Source organism: Shewanella putrefaciens, from assembly GCF_016406325.1.
Lineage (GTDB): Bacteria > Pseudomonadota > Gammaproteobacteria > Enterobacterales > Shewanellaceae > Shewanella > Shewanella putrefaciens.
Genome location: NZ_CP066370.1, coordinates 2,399,779 through 2,418,840, shown reverse-complemented (window position 1 = coordinate 2,418,840; position 19,062 = coordinate 2,399,779). Strand labels below are relative to the sequence as shown.

15 protein-coding genes are annotated in these 19,062 nt (G+C 43.0%); 11 read left to right on the top strand and 4 right to left on the bottom strand.

Features of this window, described 5'->3' with window-relative positions; all coding sequences use genetic code 11:
* The first annotated feature begins 1 nt into the window (after nucleotide 1).
* Together JEZ96_RS10770 and JEZ96_RS10765 are read left to right on the top strand one after the other, a co-directional pair.
* Complete coding sequence (locus tag JEZ96_RS10770) at nucleotides 2–328, top strand: PilZ domain-containing protein (RefSeq protein ID WP_011789129.1); 327 nt, start codon at nucleotides 2–4, stop codon at nucleotides 326–328.
* 93 nt (nucleotides 329–421) lie between these two features.
* Complete coding sequence (locus JEZ96_RS10765; RefSeq protein WP_061783416.1) at nucleotides 422–1,216, top strand: TatD family hydrolase; 795 nt, start codon at nucleotides 422–424, stop codon at nucleotides 1,214–1,216.
* Between the two features lie 306 nt (nucleotides 1,217–1,522).
* On the opposite strand, the gene rsmF is transcribed toward JEZ96_RS10765, so the two are convergent.
* Nucleotides 1,523–2,983: a 16S rRNA (cytosine(1407)-C(5))-methyltransferase RsmF gene (rsmF, locus tag JEZ96_RS10760; protein ID WP_195826183.1), complete on the bottom strand. Its 1,461-nt coding sequence runs from the start codon at nucleotides 2,981–2,983 to the stop codon at nucleotides 1,523–1,525.
* 221 nt (nucleotides 2,984–3,204) lie between these two features.
* Between rsmF and JEZ96_RS10755 the strand changes: the two genes are divergently transcribed.
* Nucleotides 3,205–4,431 carry a nucleoside recognition domain-containing protein gene (locus JEZ96_RS10755; protein WP_014610702.1) on the top strand — a complete coding sequence of 409 codons (1,227 nt, stop codon included), beginning with the start codon at nucleotides 3,205–3,207 and terminating at the stop codon, nucleotides 4,429–4,431.
* A 96-nt stretch (nucleotides 4,432–4,527) separates the two neighbouring features.
* Here the strand turns inward: JEZ96_RS10755 and JEZ96_RS10750 are convergent, their stop codons facing one another.
* The 3 genes from JEZ96_RS10750 to JEZ96_RS10740 are packed head-to-tail and all read right to left on the bottom strand — an operon-like array spanning nucleotide 4,528 to nucleotide 8,411.
* A complete protein-coding gene (locus JEZ96_RS10750; RefSeq protein WP_025007812.1) occupies nucleotides 4,528–7,173 on the bottom strand; it encodes an MlaD family protein in 2,646 nt (881 codons plus the stop codon).
* Nucleotides 7,160–7,777 carry a paraquat-inducible protein A gene (locus JEZ96_RS10745; RefSeq protein WP_041408168.1) on the bottom strand — a complete coding sequence of 206 codons (618 nt, stop codon included), beginning with the start codon at nucleotides 7,775–7,777 and terminating at the stop codon, nucleotides 7,160–7,162. Before JEZ96_RS10745 ends, JEZ96_RS10750 begins: the two co-directional genes overlap by 14 nt.
* Before the next feature lies 1 nt (nucleotide 7,778).
* The gene (locus JEZ96_RS10740) at nucleotides 7,779–8,411 is read right to left on the bottom strand and encodes a paraquat-inducible protein A (RefSeq protein WP_014610700.1); all 633 of its coding nucleotides are present in this window, start codon (nucleotides 8,409–8,411) and stop codon (nucleotides 7,779–7,781) included.
* A 207-nt stretch (nucleotides 8,412–8,618) separates the two neighbouring features.
* Between JEZ96_RS10740 and JEZ96_RS10735 the strand changes: the two genes are divergently transcribed.
* The 8 genes from JEZ96_RS10735 to JEZ96_RS10700 all read left to right on the top strand — a co-directional run bounded on the left by JEZ96_RS10735 (nucleotide 8,619) and on the right by JEZ96_RS10700 (nucleotide 19,042).
* The gene (locus JEZ96_RS10735) at nucleotides 8,619–8,918 is read left to right on the top strand and encodes a YebG family protein (RefSeq protein WP_014610699.1); all 300 of its coding nucleotides are present in this window, start codon (nucleotides 8,619–8,621) and stop codon (nucleotides 8,916–8,918) included.
* An 18-nt stretch (nucleotides 8,919–8,936) separates the two neighbouring features.
* A complete protein-coding gene (locus tag JEZ96_RS10730; protein WP_014610698.1) occupies nucleotides 8,937–9,395 on the top strand; it encodes a GAF domain-containing protein in 459 nt (152 codons plus the stop codon).
* Between the two features lie 282 nt (nucleotides 9,396–9,677).
* Nucleotides 9,678–10,316, top strand: a complete 639-nt coding sequence (gene proQ / locus JEZ96_RS10725; RefSeq protein WP_128090069.1) for an RNA chaperone ProQ — start codon at nucleotides 9,678–9,680, stop codon at nucleotides 10,314–10,316.
* 28 nt (nucleotides 10,317–10,344) lie between these two features.
* Entirely contained in the window at nucleotides 10,345–12,390 is a 2,046-nt protein-coding gene (gene prc, locus JEZ96_RS10720) for a carboxy terminal-processing peptidase (RefSeq protein ID WP_011919425.1), read from the top strand.
* 82 nt (nucleotides 12,391–12,472) lie between these two features.
* Entirely contained in the window at nucleotides 12,473–15,022 is a 2,550-nt protein-coding gene (gene pepN, locus JEZ96_RS10715; protein WP_025007814.1) for an aminopeptidase N, read from the top strand.
* A gap of 45 nt (nucleotides 15,023–15,067) precedes the next feature.
* Nucleotides 15,068–15,283, top strand: coding sequence for a DUF2835 domain-containing protein (locus JEZ96_RS10710; RefSeq protein WP_025007815.1), 216 nt, complete (start codon nucleotides 15,068–15,070; stop codon nucleotides 15,281–15,283).
* A gap of 338 nt (nucleotides 15,284–15,621) precedes the next feature.
* Nucleotides 15,622–17,664, top strand: coding sequence for a DUF1302 domain-containing protein (locus JEZ96_RS10705; protein WP_011789142.1), 2,043 nt, complete (start codon nucleotides 15,622–15,624; stop codon nucleotides 17,662–17,664).
* 13 nt (nucleotides 17,665–17,677) lie between these two features.
* Nucleotides 17,678–19,042 (top strand): DUF1329 domain-containing protein, encoded by a 1,365-nt coding sequence (locus tag JEZ96_RS10700; RefSeq protein ID WP_011789143.1) that lies wholly within the window; start codon nucleotides 17,678–17,680, stop codon nucleotides 19,040–19,042.
* Nucleotides 19,043–19,062: the final 20 nt, after the last annotated feature.

Genomic DNA, 19,062 nt, shown 5'->3' with positions numbered 1-19,062 from the left:
CATGGTCGATCTTATTGTTAATTTTGACACCTTACATCAGCTCTATCGGGCTTATATGCCTTTTATCAAGCCTGCGGGATTGTTTGTTACCACCAGTGAAAGCCATTATCTAGGCCAGCCTTTAACTATTGCCTATCGTTTGCCCGGTGCAACGACAACCAACGAGTTTCGTGGGGTGGTTGTATGGATCAATCCTTTAGGCGCCTCCGGTGGTCGCCCAGCGGGTATTGGTATAAAGATCCTCTCAGAACCTGACAGTCATAAACACCATATTGAAAAATTACTTTCCCGTGAACTTGCTTCCGGCGATTTAACCTGCACCATGTAATCACTCGATTGCTTGCGGGCGAGATAGGTATTTGACCTCGATCCCTTGGATGGGTATCCTTGTCGTCCTTTATTTATCTGCTTGGAAATCCCTGTGCTTATCGATTCACATTGTCATCTTGATCGCCTAAAAGCGGCACCAGATCAATTATCCCTAGAACATATACTTGCTGGTGCTAAAGCCCGTGGTGTTGACTATATGTTGTGCGTGAATGTACGTCAGCAAGGATTTGAATCGATGCGTGACAAGATGGCAGCCTTTAATCAGGTATTTTTATCCTCGGGGGTGCATCCCTTGGATGTAAAAGAAGGATTAGATGTTGAGCAAATACGCCGTTTTGCAACCGATCCTAAAGTGGTTGCCATTGGTGAAACGGGTTTAGATTATTTTTATGCCGATGAAACAAAACGGCTTCAACAGCAATGTTTTGAGCAACAGATAGCCCTTGCGGTGGACGTGGATAAACCTTTGATTGTGCATACCCGTGATGCACGTGAAGACACGATTAATATGCTTAAGCAGGGCGGTGCCGATAAAGTTGGCGGCGTTTTACATTGCTTTACCGAAAACTGGGAGATGGCGAAGGCGGCCATTGATCTTGGGTTTTATATTTCGGTCTCAGGCATAGTGACTTTTAAAAATGCGGGAGATCTGCGAACGGTAATCCGTAAGGTGCCCAAGGATCGTCTGCTAGTTGAAACAGATTCGCCTTATTTAGCGCCGATCCCACATCGTGGGCAAGAGAATCAGCCCGCCTATGTGCGCGATGTGGCTGAATTTGTAGCAGAGCTTAGAGGCGAGCGTTACGAAGATCTAGCTGAGTACACTAGCAATAACTTCTTTAATTTATTCAAAGATGCGGCACGTTTAGTTGGCCGTGAAATCTAGCCTCAATCGTATTGGGTGATCAGTATAGACCGTCAGTGAACTTAGTTAGCTACTGTGATGATGGGTATAAGCGTTGCTATTCGGTTCAATAGTATCGCGGAATTTTCGGTGTGAAAGTATAAAAAAAGGCCCAAAACGATTATAGCTGTTTGGGCCTAGGGGAATGGCTCGTTAAAGAGCCGTGCGCTACAGGTGAAAGAGCGATACAAAGCACTTTACATTAGACTCAGTGTAGTAGAGCTTTGGTCCTAGAGTAGTGTGCTTATTCCCCTTTTTTAGGTTATTTTTTGCTAAAAAATAGTAAAACTATAACGATTTTATCTGTTCTGATAGCAGTAATACTTTATCTTTCACTAAATCCCGAGGGAGATTGTTTTTTAATCTATTACCTAAGTGCTTTGCCATACCTAAGGGGGCTCCGCCATAACAGACGATGACTTCACCTTGAGCTTTTACTGCGGTGTTTAGGCTGATATCTCTTCCCATTAGGTACTCTTTTGCTTCGACATCGCTCAGATCAACCGTTTTTGCGGTTGGGCTGAGCTGTTTTCCCGCTAATGCAATAATTGCCTCATGGCGGACTTTAAAACCATGCTTAGTGCTATCGGCGAGTTTAATACCAATACGCTGAAACCGCATACGGCCGATAAAATCCCTAAATTCATGCGGAAATAACCAGAATTCATCATCACGCACCATAATAAGGTCATCTGGCAAACTTATCCCTAAGTCTTGTTGAAAATAGTCTTTTATTCCTTGGGCTTGCTTAGTTGTTGCTGGAGTAAAAGGGAAGTTTTTTTGCAGTGTAGGCTCAGGTTGTAAACGCGGCACAGAGGCAGTTTTTGTCAATTTAGCGACAAAAAAACCTTCACTATCGTAAATCTGTGGCCAGACATGTAAGAAGCCTTCGGGAGTGGCAGCGCGTTCAGCGCCCTCAAATAAATCGCTTAAGGATTCAAATTGCACCGCATCACCGTAGGTTTGCTTCAAATATTCGCACACGCCTTGGTTTTCAAGGCGATTTAAGGTGCAAGTGGAATAGACTAAGCTACCACCGGGTTTTAGGGCTAAAAATGCCGATTCGATTAGGGCTTTTTGGGTTTCACTTATCGCCAGTACATCGTTTAGGCTCCAGTGTTTTAGGGCATCGGCATCTTTACGCACTGTGCCTTCACCGCCACAGGGGGCGTCAATAAGCACGGCATCAAAACTTTCATACAAGTATTCACCAAACACACGGCCATCGAAGTGGGTGAGCGCACAGTGACTCGCACCCATGCGCAGTACATTCGCGTGTAGCACTTTCACGCGGCTCGCTGAATACTCATTGGCGATCAATAACCCTGAATTGTGCATGAGTGCGGCTATTTGGGTGGTTTTTGAACCGGGTGCGGAGGCGAGATCCAATACGCATTGCCACTTTGCACTAGGCGTAAATGCACTAGGTGTAAAAAGTGCGGTCGGCGGCAACATAGAACTGGCTTCTTGGATGTAGAATAAACCCTGAATGTGTTCTAAGGCGTTGCCGAGTTGTTCTTCTTCGTCGTAACTGATCCAAAATCCATCTTTACACCAAGGTATAGGATCAAATGTCCAGCCCTTAGGTTGCATCAAGGTCTTAAAGTCGTCGGTGCTGATTTTTAAGGTATTGACCCGAATTGAACGTCTAAGCGGCCTGTCGCAGGCGGCAATAAAATCATCCATAGACAAATGGGCGGGCAGTTCTTGGGTGATTGTATCGATAAAATTTTGATTTAATTGAGCCATTGATTTCATTGAACCATAGGGAAATAGACTGTGTATCAACTGACGCGAGTATATCATAATCGCTTATTGGGTCTGAGATTTTCTCCCAAGTGCCTAAGCCGCTATTATGGTTTGATGTTTATACTCTGAGTATTTCATTGATATTGCATTGAGTTGCGTAGGGTTAGCACTCAATGGCTGTAAACTAATAGAATAAAAACAATAAAAATGAGGGGATTAGTGTGCTTAATAGGGTGTGGTTAGCTTTCTTTATCACGGCACTGTTAGCGATTGCTGTGCAGATATTCAATGGTCATATCGATGTGCTTTCTACATCGGTCGAAGCATTATTTGCGAGTGCGAAACTTGCCGCAGAAATATCCCTCGGTTTGATTGGAGTGCTTTCTTTATGGATGGGATTGATGCGAGTTGGCGAAAAAGCGGGAGTGGTAGGCGCGATCGCCTTTGTATTTGAGCCATTGTTGCGCCGTTTGATGCCAGAAGTGCCTAAGGGGCATCCTGCCTTTGGCAGTATCACGATGAATTTAACAGCGAATGTTTTTGGATTAGATAATGCCGCCACACCACTTGGGTTAAAAGCGATGCATGATTTGCAAAGTTTAAATCCGCAAAAAAGCGTGGCGACCAATGCGCAAATTTTATTTTTAGTGCTCAATACTTCCTCTGTGACCTTAGTGCCTGTGACGGTATTTCTCTATCGTGCCCAACAGGGGGCGACGGCACCTGCGGATATTTTTTTGCCGATTTTATTGGCAACATCGGCATCGACACTCGCAGGATTACTTATCGTGGCATTAGTGCAGCGGATTTCCTTGTTTAACGCTGTGGTACTTGGTTATGGGGCATTACTACTTTCGGGTTTAGTGGCGAGTGGTTTTTATCTGATGACCTTAAGTGCTGAAGCGATAGGTTCAGTATCGACCGCAATGGGTAATGGTGTACTGCTGTTACTCGTTTTTACCTTTGTGATTGTCGCAGGGATCCGTAAAGTGGCTGTTTATGATGAGTTTATCGAAGGTGCCAAGGCTGGATTTACCCAATCTATCCAGCTTATTCCCTATCTACTAGCCATGTTGTTAGCGATAGGTCTATTACGCGCATCAGGGGCTTTGGACTATTTACTACACTTGATTGCAAGTGGTGTACGGATATTAGGTTTTGATACTCGCTTTGTGGATGCGATGCCGACGGCATTGATGAAACCTTTTAGTGGTTCAGGCGCCAGAGCGATGATGCTTGAGACAATGGATCACCACGGGGTTGATTCCTTTGCAGGCCGATTATCGGCAATTTTTCAGGGCAGTACCGAAACGACATTTTATGTTCTAGCCGTGTATTTTGGCTCAGTGGGTATTCGTCATGGCCGCCATGCCTTAGCCTGTGGTTTAAGTGCTGATTTTGCAGGTATTAGCGCAGCTATTGCTGTGTGCTATTGGTTTTACGGTTAGTGTTATCGGGGATATAAAGGGATAAATAATCAGGCGCATCTGCGCCTGATTTTGTGTTAGTAAGCTTCAAACAGTGAAAATAAACGGGCAAGCATGCTATTGAATTGGAGCCCATTCCTGCCATTCATTTTGAACTTTATGTTGCAATTTGATGATTGAGCCATTGGCGAGTCGATTATTGTCTTGGGTTGTTGCTTTTGTGGCCACATTAATCCCACCGGCAAGCAAGGTCTCCAGTGAACCCGCTTCAATCTTAGCGCCTGAGAATATTCCCACATCCACTTTGATGCCTGAAGCATCCCAGAACTGGCTAGTTTGATTAACAAGATGGCTATACTGAGGTTCAATATGAGCTTGCATCAGCACACTGTTGCCCTGTTTTGATAAGCCATAACCGTCGATCTGGCCGATTTTAATCCCACGGAAGAAGATCGGCGTACCTACTTTCATTGACCCTAAGCTCGCATCTTCTAAGGTGAACTTTAGCGCATCTTCGGGTACATTGGCGTAACTGCTAGCGACCACATTTGCAATAAACTGAGTCGCTGTTTGACTACTTTTACCCGGTAGTACACCAATATATGGACCTGTTATGAGGGTTTCTGGCGCTTTGATCCCCGCGAGTGAAATTTGTGCATCCACTAAATGATATTCACAATCACTGCGGCTGAAATGATCGGCATATTCCCCATAAAGGTAAGCTGTAGCCGTTAATGTATTTAGGTCAGCATTGAGTTTCACTTGTGACACTTCGCCTACTTGATGGCCTTGGTAACGAATGGCGGCTTTTGCATCAAGTTTGGCTGAAGCGGGTAACGTGAGCCTGATAGGTTGTGCCTGTGTTAACGCAAGTTGCTTATTCTCATAGAGTTTTAAACTTGTAGATGTTTTAGTGGGCTTAACATTATCACTATCGAGTAAGCCTAAACTGATACTGCCTTTTAATGCGCCTTGCAGCGGTGCAGCCGCGACATCGATACCTGCAAGACTGGCGTTTACTTCTATTGCACTATTACGCCAAAAGACCTTAGGTTTTTGCAACAGCGGTTGAAACTCTTTGTCGATGGCGAGTTTAATGACAAAATCTTCTGTTTTGCTTTGCCAATTAATGGATTGGACTATACCAATCTGCATTTTTTTATAATAAACCGGTGAACCTTGGCTAACATCTGCACCATCTTGACTGATTAAGGTCAAATGAACTTTATGTTGACGATCAAAAAAGGCGATAGCCGCATCGATTGAGCTGAATAAGGGGAGACTGGTATTGGCCGCAAGAGGCGTTTCACTCTTACCTAGGATAAGACTGACAGCTCCTTTAGTGAGCGTGGTAAAATCCCTCGATTTGACGGATACACCGTCAAGTGAAGCTTCAATTGCGAGAGCCGATTCTGGCACAAAGTAGCTATCACTCCGCACTAGGCTGGCAAACTCGGGCTGTAATTCGAGTTGATATTCGACAGCAGATAAATCTTGGGTCAATTTAACACTCAATACAGTGCCGATAGGGAGCTGCTTGTAACGAACCTCTGCACCTGCGGCAATACCCATATTTTCGGTAGAAGTTATCGTTAAAAAACGTTTTTTCGACTTCAACATATCGGGCGCTTTAGATTGCAGGACGAAATTACTCGGTAGGACGTTTTGGTACCCAGTACCGGGTAAGAAGTTGATCACGCTACCAGTGAGTAAGCGTCCAGGGTTTTTTATGCCAGAAAGTGAGATTTCAGCCCCTTCTAACCAAAATACGCCATCATTAGTTAATAAATGGGTGTATTGATTTTCAAACTTTGCAATTGCAGTCACGCCGTTTGTGGTTAATTGCTTGCTTACAATAGTACCAACATGAATTCCCCGATAAACAATGTGTGTGCCTTTCTCTACACCATTACCATCATCCATGGTGAGATTGATATCGACACCACCAATAGCGTTAGCCTCTGAATCATAGAGTGAAAAACTGTCGCCGTTTTGTGCGACTGGCGCAGTATCATCAGAACTAAAAGTGACCCCACCGGCAAGGATTGACGCTAAGCTTTCTGAGCTGACCTTAATGCCCGAGAGTGAGGCATCAACTTTAACGCCTGATACATTCCAAAATAAGGAGTTTTTCTTCACTAATCTCGCATATTGCTCTTGAATAAAGGCGCTGATAACAACATTTGTGTTACCTGCTAATCGATAGCTAACTACACTACCGACGGGGATTTGACGAAAGAAAATAGGTGAGCCCACATCCAGAGAGCCGAGTTTATCCGAAGTTAATTCAATCATTACGCCTTCAGAGCCTATTTGCATCGGCGGCGCTTGTCGTTCTGCCTCAAAGAACGTAGACGCATTACCTTTTCCTGGCTGAATCGCAATATAATTGCCAGAAAACAGCGCATCTAAACCTTCAACACCAGTAATACTGGCTTTAGGTGTCACTAACCAAAATAAGGTTTCTTTATTTAAGAATGGCTTAGCGCGATAATCCATTACCACTTTGACATTCACACCTTTGAGATCGTCATCTATACCAATGTCTTTGACTTTACCGACGGTCAGGCCTTGATATTTCACTAAGGTTTTACCCACATCAATCCCTGTGGCGCTGGGAAAGTGAATTTGAATTTCAATACCCGATTCTTTAATGCTTTTTATGCCAAGCCAAGCACCGAGCGCGAGTGCGACAATCGGCAGCAGCCAAATGGGCGAAAAGAGTTTTTTCTTCACAACTTTTGGCGATTCAATTTGTGTCATCTTGAGTGTCCAATCGATCCCAGAGTAAACGAGTGTCTAAAACTTTTGCAGCGAGCTGAGTTAACAAAATAACCAATGCAAATGCAGTGGCTGCAGGTGCGGGCTTAGCGTCTAGCAGTTGCCCCATATTAACGAGCGCAACAGTGAGCGAAATTACGAATAAATCAAGCATAGACCAACGGCCAATCCACTCGATAACATGAAATCCCACCATTAACTTCTTTTTTGAAATCGGAAGCTCAAAACTGATCGCGCATAGGTAAATGGACAGTCCTATGATTTTAATCCAAGGCACTAAGATACTCGCGATAAACACAATAATGGCGATAGGGATCATATCTGAGTGCACTAAATGGATGATCCCTGAAAAAATCGTATCGTGGCGCACTTGTCCCTGATTAGTCAGTATAGTGATTGGGTATAGATTGGCGGGTACCAATAAAATTGCGGCCGTGATGAGTAGCGCCCAACTTTTTTGCAAGCTACTGTAATCACGAACCTTTAACTCTGCCTCACAGCGCAGGCAGTGAGTGCTACCTGTGGTGTTGAGTTGTTGGCACACACGGCATAGACAAAGGCCAATATCCTTACCTTGCTGTTTCATACTAGCGATGCCCATCCAATAGGGTCCACATATGCTCTAGATCGTATTCCCGTTGTAAAAATAAGGTCACGAGAAACAACATTGTGAAGCAAAATGTACCCATTCCAAAATAAATATCTGAAAAATCAGATAATTGAAATGATGAAACTAAAAAGCTAATCACGTAAATTTCTAACATGGTCAGTTGAGAAAGCACGCCTTGAAGTTTCAATAACTGTTTTAAACTGTTACGCCAAAAGGGGATAGAAAGCCCCCATTTGACAATTAATATCTGTGTAAGAATGGATAAAATCAATAATCCTGGACCTATTACCGCAGCCGCTAATACCGCTAAACCTACCACCCAGTAGCCTTGCTCAAATACGGCAAATGCACCTTGAAACACGGTAGTAGTACGAATGCTGCCGAGGAAATGGATCTCAAGTACAGGCAAAAAATTAGCTGGAAAATAAAATACTAGCGCAGTAATACACAAGGCTAACATGCCATTTACTGAGCAATATGGCGTATCATAGAGTGCAGTGCTGCAACGCGGACATAGGGCTCTAACACCTGAGGGTAAGGCGCGTTTGCGGATAGCCAAGTCGCAGGAACGACAGAGGATTACAGAGTTTTCTACTGTGTTTTCATGCATATAAAAATATTTAATTAGCCCCAAAATGACTAAGAAATTAAGTGTCCACCCATCAGTGATATGCTGTTGGACATTGAAACGTCAGAAAAACTCGCTTATCTCACTAATGAAAGCCGCCTGATAATACCAGATTAATCAGAACACTTGCATCACAAGTTCGATCTATGTCATTCTGGTTACTGTATATAAAAACAGTGCGAGGCAGTCATGGCAGTTATTACACAGTTTGTCGTGGTAAGAGAAGGGGTTGAAAAGATGACATTCACATCGAAAAAGGAGGCCGATGCCTACGATAAGATGCTCGATATCGCTGATAACCTGATCCCCTTCATTCAAAAATCTGAATTAGGCATTGATGAAAGTCTGAGCGAACGGCTCGCATTTTATTTTGCTAATAATAAAGATGAGCTGACGAACTTGCTTAAAGGCGTCGTTCAGGTTAATAGTACGCCAACGAATCAAGCGGTAACCAAGAAAACAGCGAAAAAAGCTGAAGCGGCAGAGTAGACAAGGTTAGGAAATATAATGAAATCGCAATTTTATGAGTCACTGAATCGTCAAGCGTTAGCTTTGCTTGAAGGTGAAGATGATGTTGTGGCGGCAATGGCAAACTTTTCCGCCTTGCTGAATGATAATTTAACCGATCTTAACTGGGTTGGGTTTTATGTTATGCGTGGTGAGCAATTAGTGTTAGGCCCGTTCCAAGGTAAAGTGGCTTGTACCCGCATCCCTTTAGGAAAAGGCGTCTGTGGGACTGCCGCATACACTAATCAGACGCAACGGATTGCAGATGTACACCAATTTGATGGACACATCGCCTGTGACTCTGCCAGTAATTCTGAAATTGTTGTGCCAGTTCGTGCTAACGGAAAAGTTATTGCAGTGCTCGATATTGACAGTCCGAGCTTCGATCGTTTTGATGAAGACGACCAAAAAGGGCTGGAATTGTTAGTTAAAAGCTTTGAAAATTGCCTATTTGATTAATTTGCGTGCAATAACACATAATTCATAGTCGCAATCGCTAGCGTGCGCCTTATAATATGCGCCAGCATCGATTAAGCCGGTTTGACACCAATGTCATCAATAAGCTTGATGTGTTAAGCCGTAAAAAATGGTTAAGTTATACTTTTTTAACTTTAGAAAATGCGGCGAGAATGCTAATTTGTACCTTGGCTCAATATTGGGCTTAACGAAGACAAACGACACGTAAGAAGCTGATTTTTATCACCTCGAATTCGATGTCCCTTTTTGACTGTGGAAGTAATGATGGAATCAACAGATAAGTTGACCGACACCAATGCAATTTTGGCGTATTTGTATGAAACATTTCCTTTGTGCTTTATTGCTGAAGGTGAAACTAAGCCATTAAAAATCGGATTGTTTCAAGATTTGGCTGAAAGGTTGGCTGATGATTCTAAGGTCAGTAAAACTCAACTACGAGTTGCCTTAAGACGTTATACCAGCAGCTGGCGTTACCTGAAATGTGTAAAAGCAGGCGCACAACGGGTTAACCTCGATGGCGAACCTTGTGGTGAGTTAGAGCAAGAACATATTGATCATGCTCAAGCCATGTTGAAAGAAAGTCAGGAAAAAGCGAAGGCAAAACGTGCGGCAAAAGCACCTAGTACGCCTAAAGCTGCAGCCAAAAAAGCGCATAAGAAAGTGGCCGTTCCTCAACGTCCTAAAACTGAGCGTCCTGCTAAACCAGCACCTAAAGTTGCTGCGCCAGTGGTCAATTTAGTGCAAGCACAGTTGACTGATTTAGCGAAAAAACAACGTGTTAATGTTAAGTTAGGTGTGACACCCGTTGCCGGCGTGATCACTGACATTAATAAAGAGGACATTCATGTTCAGCTTGATAGCGGTCTAACGATTAAAGTTAGAGCGGAACATATCCTGCTGTAATCATTTATTAAGACGGAGTAACTTGTTGATGCGAAAACTCACTTTGGCTATCTCGATTGCCACTGTTTTTGTCGGATTTTCGGCTTGGGCCGTACCACCCACGATTCAAATCAGCGAGTTACCCACTCTCAAGCAAGAGGCACAACATAAGGTTGCCAGTAAGAGAGTGACGGACTTATATACTCGTTCGCATTACCACAGATTCAACTTAGATGATGCGTTTTCAGCGCAAATCTTCGATCGCTATCTACAACAATTGGATTATCGCCGCAATGTATTGACCCAAGCGGATGTAGATAGCTTTAAACCTTATATTAATCAATTCGATAACATGTTGATTTCCGGTGAGCTTGAACCTGCATACAAGATGTTTGATGTAGTGCAAAAGCGCCGTTATGAAGGCTTTGTTTATGCCTTGTCATTATTGGATCAAGAAATTGATTTTACAGTTCCGGCTGATGTGTACGAATACGATAGGGAAGATGCTGCTTGGCCTAAGGATCAAGCTGAGATCAATGAACTGTGGCGTCAACGTGTTAAATATGATGCGTTAAATCTTAAGTTAACAGGCAAAAAGTGGCCTGAGATCGTCGATATTTTACAAAAGCGCTATAACAACGCGATCAAACGTCTCACTCAAACAAACAGTGAAGATGTATTTCAAGGTGTGATGAATGCTTTTTCCCGTAGCATAGAGCCACATACTAGCTACCTATCGCCACGCAATGCTGAGCGTTTCCAAATGGAAATGAACCTTAGTCTTGAAGGTATTGGTGCTCAATTGCAGCTTGAAGATGATTACACAGTGATCAAGAGTTTGATTGCGGGCGGGCCTGCTGCTGGTAGCGAGAAGCTTTCACCCGAAGATAAAATTGTTGGTGTTGGTCAGGAGGGCGGCGAGATTGTCGATGTCATTGGTTGGCGTTTAGACGATGTTGTTGACCTTATAAAAGGGCCAAAAGGCAGTAAAGTGGTTCTGCAAATTCTACCTAAGAAGGGTGGCTCAAATGCAAAACCATTCAATTTGACCTTAGTTCGTGACAAGATTCGCCTCGAAGATCGCGCGGCAACATCAAAAGTGATTGAACCTAAAGAAGGTGAATACGCCAATCGTAAAGTGGGTGTTATTCAAATCCCTGGTTTCTACATGAATTTGTCGCAAGACGTTGAAAAAGAACTCGTTAAACTTAACGAAGCCAAAGTAGAAGGGATTGTTATCGACTTAAGAGGAAACGGTGGCGGAGCGTTAACTGAGGCCGTATTGCTGACAGGACTCTTTATTGATATGGGGCCTGTCGTACAAATTCGGGATGCCGATGGCCGAGTGTCAGCACACCGTGATAATGATGGTAAAACCAGCTATTCAGGCCCATTAACTGTGATGGTTGATCGTTATAGCGCCTCTGCATCTGAGATTTTCGCCGCTGCATTACAGGACTATGACCGAGCATTAATTGTGGGTGAATCAAGTTTTGGTAAGGGCACGGTACAGCAACATAAGAGTTTAGGCCGTATTTACGATATGTATGATAAGCCTATTGGTCATGTGCAGTACACTATTCAAAAATTTTATCGTATTAATGGTGGCAGCACCCAAATTAAAGGGGTCACTCCTAATATTGCTTATCCAAGTGCATTAGAGCCAGGTGAGTATGGTGAAGCTGAAGAGAAAAACGCATTGCCATGGGATAAAGTTCCGGAAGCCCAATACAATAGATTAAGTGATGTAACGCCTGAGTTGGTTGTTAACTTAGAGAAGAAACACCTCAACCGAATTAAAGACAGCGTAGAGTTTAATTATATCAATCAAGATATTGCTGAATTTAAAAAGCATCACAAAGAGAAGACCATTTCTTTAGTTGAGAGTGAACGAATTGCTTCTCGTGAAGCTGATGAGAAAAAATTGTTAGATAGAACCAATGAACGCCGTGTTGCTCAAGGTTTGGCTGTGGTTAAATCCATGGAAGACATTAAAGATACTACTGAAGCACCGGATCCATTTTTAGACGAAACCGCTTATATCACCTTAGATATGATTGATGCTAAAAAGCTCGCTAAAACTAATGTGCAATAGGTGTGACTAAAGAGATATACCCCGTATTAAAACGCGCTTATGGCGCGTTTTTCTTATTAAGCTCAGAGTTAAAGGGATCGAAATGACGCAAGCACAAGCCAAGTACCTTAAAGATTATCAAGCCCCGCTATTCACTATTGATACCATTGATTTAGTCTTTGACTTAGCGGGTAAAAACACGCGTGTTAAAGCGACAAGTACTGTTAAACGTACTTCATCACATACACATCCCTTAACGCTTGATGGTGATGATCTTGTTCTTGAATCGGTAACTATCAATGGCGAAGCTGTGCCTTACCAAGTCGGTGCTGGATACTTAACTCTTGAAACCACCCTCGATGAGTTTGAGTTGGCGATAGTGACTAAGCTGGATCCTGAGGCAAACTTAAGCCTTGAAGGTTTGTATATGTCCGATGGTGCTTACTGTACTCAATGTGAAGCAGAAGGTTTTAGGCGTATTACCTATTTTCTCGACCGTCCCGATGTACTTGCCAAATATACTGTGCGAATAGAAGCGGATAGTGCGGCATTTCCATTTTTACTGAGTAACGGCAACTTAATTGACCAAGGGCCATTAGAGGGTGGGCGCCATTATGTGTGCTGGCAAGATCCGTTTCCGAAACCTGCTTATCTGTTTGCCTTGGTCGCAGGGGATTTTGATATGCTAGAGGATGAATTTATCACCCGTAGTCATCGCAAAGTGATACTTCAAGTATTTGTTGATAAAGGTAATCTACATAAAGCAAACCATGCGATGGCGTCTCTTAAAAAGTCGATGGCTTGGGATGAATCACGGTTTGATCTCGAGTATGACTTAAATATTTATATGATAGTGGCCGTCGACTTTTTCAATATGGGAGCCATGGAAAACAAAGGCTTAAATATCTTTAATACCAAATATGTGCTTGCTGATACCTTGACTGCTACGGATGAAGATTACCACGGTATTGAGTCAGTTGTCGGGCATGAGTATTTCCATAACTGGACGGGAAATCGGGTGACTTGCCGTGACTGGTTTCAGTTAAGCTTAAAAGAAGGGTTAACCGTATTTCGTGATCAGGAATTTAGTTCCGATTTAGGTTCACGGGCGGTGAATAGAATTCACGCAATTAAAGTGATCAAGAATCAGCAATTTGCTGAGGATTCAGGCCCAATGTCCCATCCGATCCGTCCTGAATCAGTGATTGAAATGAATAATTTTTACACTGTTACTGTGTATAACAAAGGTGCCGAAGTGATTCGAATGATGCACACTTTGCTCGGCGAAACTCAATTTCAGGCAGGAATGAAATTGTATTTTAAACGTCACGATGGTCAAGCTGTGACTTGTGATGATTTTGTGGCTGCGATGGAAGATGCCAGCGGAGTTGATTTAACCCAATTCCGTTTGTGGTATAGCCAAGCAGGTACCCCGATAGTGACGGTAACAGACTGTTTTGATGCAAGTTCAGGTACTTATCAGCTTAGTCTTAAACAGACATTAGCGGGCTGTAAATCTCCATTACATATTCCCTTCAGCATTGAACTCTTAGATACCAAAGGAGTGTCATTAGTTAATGAAGTACTTGATTTTAAAGAGGCAGAGCAGGTTTTCAGTTTCGAGGGATTAAGCCATAAACCGGTAGTTTCATTACTGCAGGATTTTTCAGCACCCGTAAAATTGCATTATAACTTTAGTGTCGAACATTTAGTCCATTTGATGCGTTTTGCCAGCAGTGACGTTGCGCGTTGGGAAGCCTCTGTCACCTTGGTAAGCCAAGCTATTTGGCAGAATGTTACTCATCTACAACAGCAGCAAGCGATGGCTCTGGATGAGAGGGTGCGTGATAGCTTCAAGGGTGTGTTGCTTGATACTGTGCTAGATCAGGCTTTAATTGCTGAAATTTTAGCTATTCCATCCGCATCAGCCTTGATTGAGCAGGTTGAAACCGTTGATTTAGATGCATTAGTCTGTGCCCGGGAGTTTGTATTAACTGAACTTGCCTCATATTGTGAAGATGAGTTAGTTGCGCTTTATCGTTCACTGTTGACCGTGGAAAGTACTCAGGCTCGCGCTCTTAAGAATCAATGTCTAAATTGGATGAGCCGAGTTTCCGTTGGCGCTGAAGATTTTGTCATATCCCAGTTTGAAAACGCGACTAATATGACGGATTCCCTCGGTGCTTTAATGGCCGCTAATGTTGGTGATTTGCCTTGTCGAAGTGAATTAATGGCAACATTTGAACAGCGTTGGCGAGATACTCCGCTAGTGATGGATAAATGGTTTATGTTGCAAGCAACGCGTAATGCAGATGATGTCATTGATAGTTTACGTCAATTGCAACAACACAGCAGCTTTAGTATGAGCAATCCTAATCGGGTACGCTCACTCATTGGCAGTTTTGCCGCTGGCAATATTGACCAATTTCACCGTGCCGATGGAAAGGGGTATGCTTTCTTAACGGAATGCTTAATCACATTAAATCAACTCAATCCTCAGGTGGCTGCACGAATGGTGACACCATTAATCCAATTCAGTAAATTTGATTTAGCACGTCAAATGCATATTAAGGCTTGCTTAGCGCAGCTCTTAGCGTTGCCCGATTTGTCTAAAGATATGTATGAGAAAGTATCGAAAGCGTTGGCAAATTAGGATTCTGTAGGAGGAGGGCGGCAGTGTATGTCGCCCCATTTATTGATGGAATTTTACTTCAAATTAACGATCAGCTATCGAGACTTTTTGCCTTACTATCAGGGTATTGCTGATAAAGTGGAAGTACGCGAAAGCCAAGGTCGAATATTATGGATCAATGGGCGCCATTTTCGACGTTTTTTAACAGAAGAGGGGATCCACGGCTATTTCAAATTAGTTGTCGATGATAAGGGACAATTTGTTTCATTAAATCGTGTTTAATTCATATTTATTTATTGTTACTTAGAGCAATTACTTTAAACGGGTGGATGAATATACATTTTATGAAGTAACAATTTGTCGCTCTTTATGTTAATGAATATTATGATTTTTTAGTGTTTTTTGCCCTCAGCCTTTTGTCTTACCCTTTTCTAATTTAAATCCTCTCTGACAAATCTATGACATAAACATGTCTACGTGCTTAATTCTTTAGAAAATTTTCTCTAATAGTGCCTTGCTCAAGGGGATTAATTGCTGTAACAATGATGTTACCTGTGAGCTAACAAGATGTTGGTTGTAATTCCTAAAACAAAGAATCCAGCAGGGTACGGAGAGCTAAAATGAAAATGGTTAAAAATAGCTTTAACAAGTCGGCGCTTGCTTTGGGGGTGGCGTCGGCATTGAGTTTATTAACAGTGGCAAGTGTTAATGCAGTCTCATTTGATTGGGGTGAGGTTAAGGGAACATTTGACTCAACTTGGACTGCTGGCGCGAGTTGGCGTGTTGGAGACCGTGATTGGTCTGGTCAAATTGGTAAAGTGAATCAGCCTCAATTTGATTGGTCTAACTACAGCGCATTTGGGAATACTAAGTATACCTCTACAGAGATCTGGGCTCAGCCAGGCTCTTATTCAAGTAACAACGATTTAAGTAATTTACTTTATTCTCAGGGTGATACTACTTCTGAGATCTTCAAAGGCTTACATGAGTTATCACTTAAGTATAAAAACTATGGCCTATTTGCCCGCGGTATGTATTTTTACGATCGTAAATTAAACGACGGTAATTATGACTACAACGACCCGATAACAGGTAAAGCATTTGATCCTTGTGATGATAACCGAGCATCTGAAGTTCAATGTAAGGATATTCGTCTACTTGATGCTTTTGTTTACGGTAATTTCGATTTAAACGATGGTGCAAACCCTTTATCCATTCGTTTAGGTAACCAAGTGGTTTCATGGGGGGAAAGTACGTTAATCGCCCATGGGATCAGTGAAATTAACGCTGTTGATTTAAATATCCTTAACGCACCAGGCGCAGAGTTGAAAGAAGCTTTTAGACCTCAAGGCATGGTGTGGGCATCCCTTGGGATCACTGATTCGTTAACAGTTGAAGCTTTCTATCAATACGATTGGCAACCCATTTGGGTTCCAACGCCAGGCTCCATTTTTGCGACCAATGATTTTGCGGGTTTTGGTGGTTATGCCCAAAATGCACAGCTTGGCTTTAACGCGAACCCAGATATTAATCTAGACTTCGTGATGCAAGAGTATGAACTCTTAGCAGGAATGATTGCCAGTGGTCAGACTATCCCAACAGCACAATTGGTGTCTATGGGATTAGCTTACCCAACCAAAGTGACCTTAGTGCAGGATGAACAAGAGCCTAGCAACGGTGGGCAATACGGTATTAAGTTGGGTTATTATGCACCTTCACTCGGCGAGACCGAATTTGGGTTCTATTTTATGAACTACCATAGCCGTAGACCATTGATCAGTGGTACAGCGGCCGATTTCAGTACAGGGGCTATCATAGCTGATCTGGCAACGATAGGCCAAAACTCAGGCAATATTAATCGCGAACTGTTACTGAGTTTGAAGAGCTTTTCCAAGGCTCAAATTGTCTATCCAGAAGATATTAAGCTGTATGGCTTTAGCTTTAACACCTTGATTGGTGATACTTCTGTCGCTGCGGAAATCGCCCACCGTCAAGATGAGCCGTTGCAGATTGATGATGTGGAATTGTTGTTTGCGGGTATGCCACAGCAGTTAGCCAATGCTGGAATACGGCCTGATCTTGATGGTATTTCCCAGATAAAGGATGTTAAACCAGGAGAAACCGTTGATGGGTTTATTCGCTTGGATACGACCCAAGCGCAAATGACCTTAACACACTTATTTGGCCCAACATTAGGTTTAGATAACTTAACTATGTTGGCCGAAGTCGGTGGTGTGTGGATCCATGATATGCCTGGTTTTGATGAACTGCGTCTCAATGGACCTGGCACTTCGCGCTCTGGTGGTAATCCAGATATGCCTGGAATTATTCAAGCACTGCACAATGGTCCAGAAACCAACCCATTCCCAACCGATTTTGCTTGGGGATATCGCATTGTTGCTAAAGCTGAATTTAATAACCTATTTGCGGGTGTGAATATGTCTCCAAGGGTGATTTTCTCCCATGACGTCGACGGTATCACACCAGATCCTATGTTCCTTTTTACGGAAGGACGTAAATCAATTGCACTAGGTCTTAATTTTGACTACCAAAACCGCTGGGGTGCAGATCTGTCCTATAACAACTTCTTTGGCGGTGTGGGTACGACGAATGCGATGGCAGATCGTGATTATGTTTCATTCAATATCAAGTATTCGATCTAAAAGGATTAAAACAATGAAGAAACTGACGATATTGGCGAGTGCAGTCATAATGGCACTTGCAGCGCCTGTTGTAATGGCGAAAGTCTCAGAGGCTGATGCAGCAAAACTAGGTAATGAATTAACGCCATTGGGTGCTGAAAAAGCGGGTAATGCCGATGGCTCTATTCCGGCGTGGGATGGTGGTATCACGCAACCTGTTGCAGGCTATACCAAAGGAATGCATCATCCCGATCCTTTTCCTGAGGATAAAATAGAATTCACCATTACGAATGCTAACAAAGCAGAATATAAAGATTTTTTAACGCCAGGTCAGCTACGGTTATTTGAACTTTATCCTGATACATACAAAATGAATGTCTACAAGACTCGCCGAAGCGCATCCGTGCCTCAGTTTGTCTATGATGCCACTAAAGCAAACGCGACTCGCGCTGAGTTAGTCGCACAAGGAAATGGCTTGTCAGGTGCATCGATTGGTATTCCATTTCCTATTCCAACTAATGGGTTAGAGGCTATTTGGAACCATATTTTACGTTTCCGAGGAGTGGATGTTGAGACGACTCGTAGCCAAGCAGCTCCGACTGCTGATGGGAACTTTACCTTGGTTGAAATGGCTGAAGAGCTTCGTTTTGAATACTCGCGTCCTGAGATCACCTTAGAACAGTTAAAAGCCAACAATACCTTATTCTATTTCAAACAAGTGGTGACTCAACCCGCTCGTTTGGCAGGAACAGCCCTCTTGGTTAAAGAAACCATGGATCAAGAAGCATTGCCACGCCAAGCTTGGACCTATAACACGGGGCAGCGTCGTGTACGTAAGGCACCAAACGTGGCCTTTGATACTCCAGGTACGGTTTCGGACGGTTTACGCACTACGGATGACTTCGATATGTTTAACGGCTCTCCAGTGCGTTATAACTGGGAGTTGATTGGCAAGAAAGAAATTTATATTCCGTATAATGACTATAAATTGCACTCAGACAAGCTGAAATATAACCAAATTTTAAAAGCGGGTCATATTAATCCTGAGTATGTTCGTTGGGAAAAACACCGTGTTTGGGAAGTGAAGGCGACATTAAAACCAGGAATGCGCCACATTTATAAAACCCGTGTGATGTACCTAGATGAAGATTCATGGCAAGTATCAGTTGCCGATTTATATGATAACCGTGATGAGTTATACCGTGTCGCCGTTGCCCATGGTTTGAACTATTACGAAGTACCGACGCAATGGAATACTTTAGAGGTTTTCCATGATTTACAGTCTCGTCGTTATTTGGTGATGGGCTTAGACAACCAAAGTGGTATGTATAACTTTGATGCCAAATTGAGCGAAGCAAACTTTACCCCAGACGCCTTACGTCGTGAAGGTATTCGTTAATCGCCAAATATTAAGGGGCG

Bases quoted from the DNA above. Each gene is read 5' to 3' on its own strand.
- JEZ96_RS10770 (WP_011789129.1), top strand. From the start codon at position 2: ATGGTCGATCTTATTGTTAATTTTGACACCTTACATCAGCTCTATCGG.
- rsmF (WP_195826183.1), bottom strand. From the start codon at position 2,983: ATGGCTCAATTAAATCAAAATTTTATCGATACAATCACCCAAGAACTG.
- JEZ96_RS10750 (WP_025007812.1), bottom strand. From the start codon at position 7,173: ATGACACAAATTGAATCGCCAAAAGTTGTGAAGAAAAAACTCTTTTCG.
- JEZ96_RS10745 (WP_041408168.1), bottom strand. From the start codon at position 7,777: ATGAAACAGCAAGGTAAGGATATTGGCCTTTGTCTATGCCGTGTGTGC.
- JEZ96_RS10740 (WP_014610700.1), bottom strand. From the start codon at position 8,411: ATGCATGAAAACACAGTAGAAAACTCTGTAATCCTCTGTCGTTCCTGC.
- JEZ96_RS10735 (WP_014610699.1), top strand. From the start codon at position 8,619: ATGGCAGTTATTACACAGTTTGTCGTGGTAAGAGAAGGGGTTGAAAAG.
- JEZ96_RS10730 (WP_014610698.1), top strand. From the start codon at position 8,937: ATGAAATCGCAATTTTATGAGTCACTGAATCGTCAAGCGTTAGCTTTG.
- proQ (WP_128090069.1), top strand. From the start codon at position 9,678: ATGGAATCAACAGATAAGTTGACCGACACCAATGCAATTTTGGCGTAT.
- prc (WP_011919425.1), top strand. From the start codon at position 10,345: ATGCGAAAACTCACTTTGGCTATCTCGATTGCCACTGTTTTTGTCGGA.
- pepN (WP_025007814.1), top strand. From the start codon at position 12,473: ATGACGCAAGCACAAGCCAAGTACCTTAAAGATTATCAAGCCCCGCTA.
- JEZ96_RS10710 (WP_025007815.1), top strand. From the start codon at position 15,068: ATGGAATTTTACTTCAAATTAACGATCAGCTATCGAGACTTTTTGCCT.
- JEZ96_RS10705 (WP_011789142.1), top strand. From the start codon at position 15,622: ATGAAAATGGTTAAAAATAGCTTTAACAAGTCGGCGCTTGCTTTGGGG.
- JEZ96_RS10700 (WP_011789143.1), top strand. From the start codon at position 17,678: ATGAAGAAACTGACGATATTGGCGAGTGCAGTCATAATGGCACTTGCA.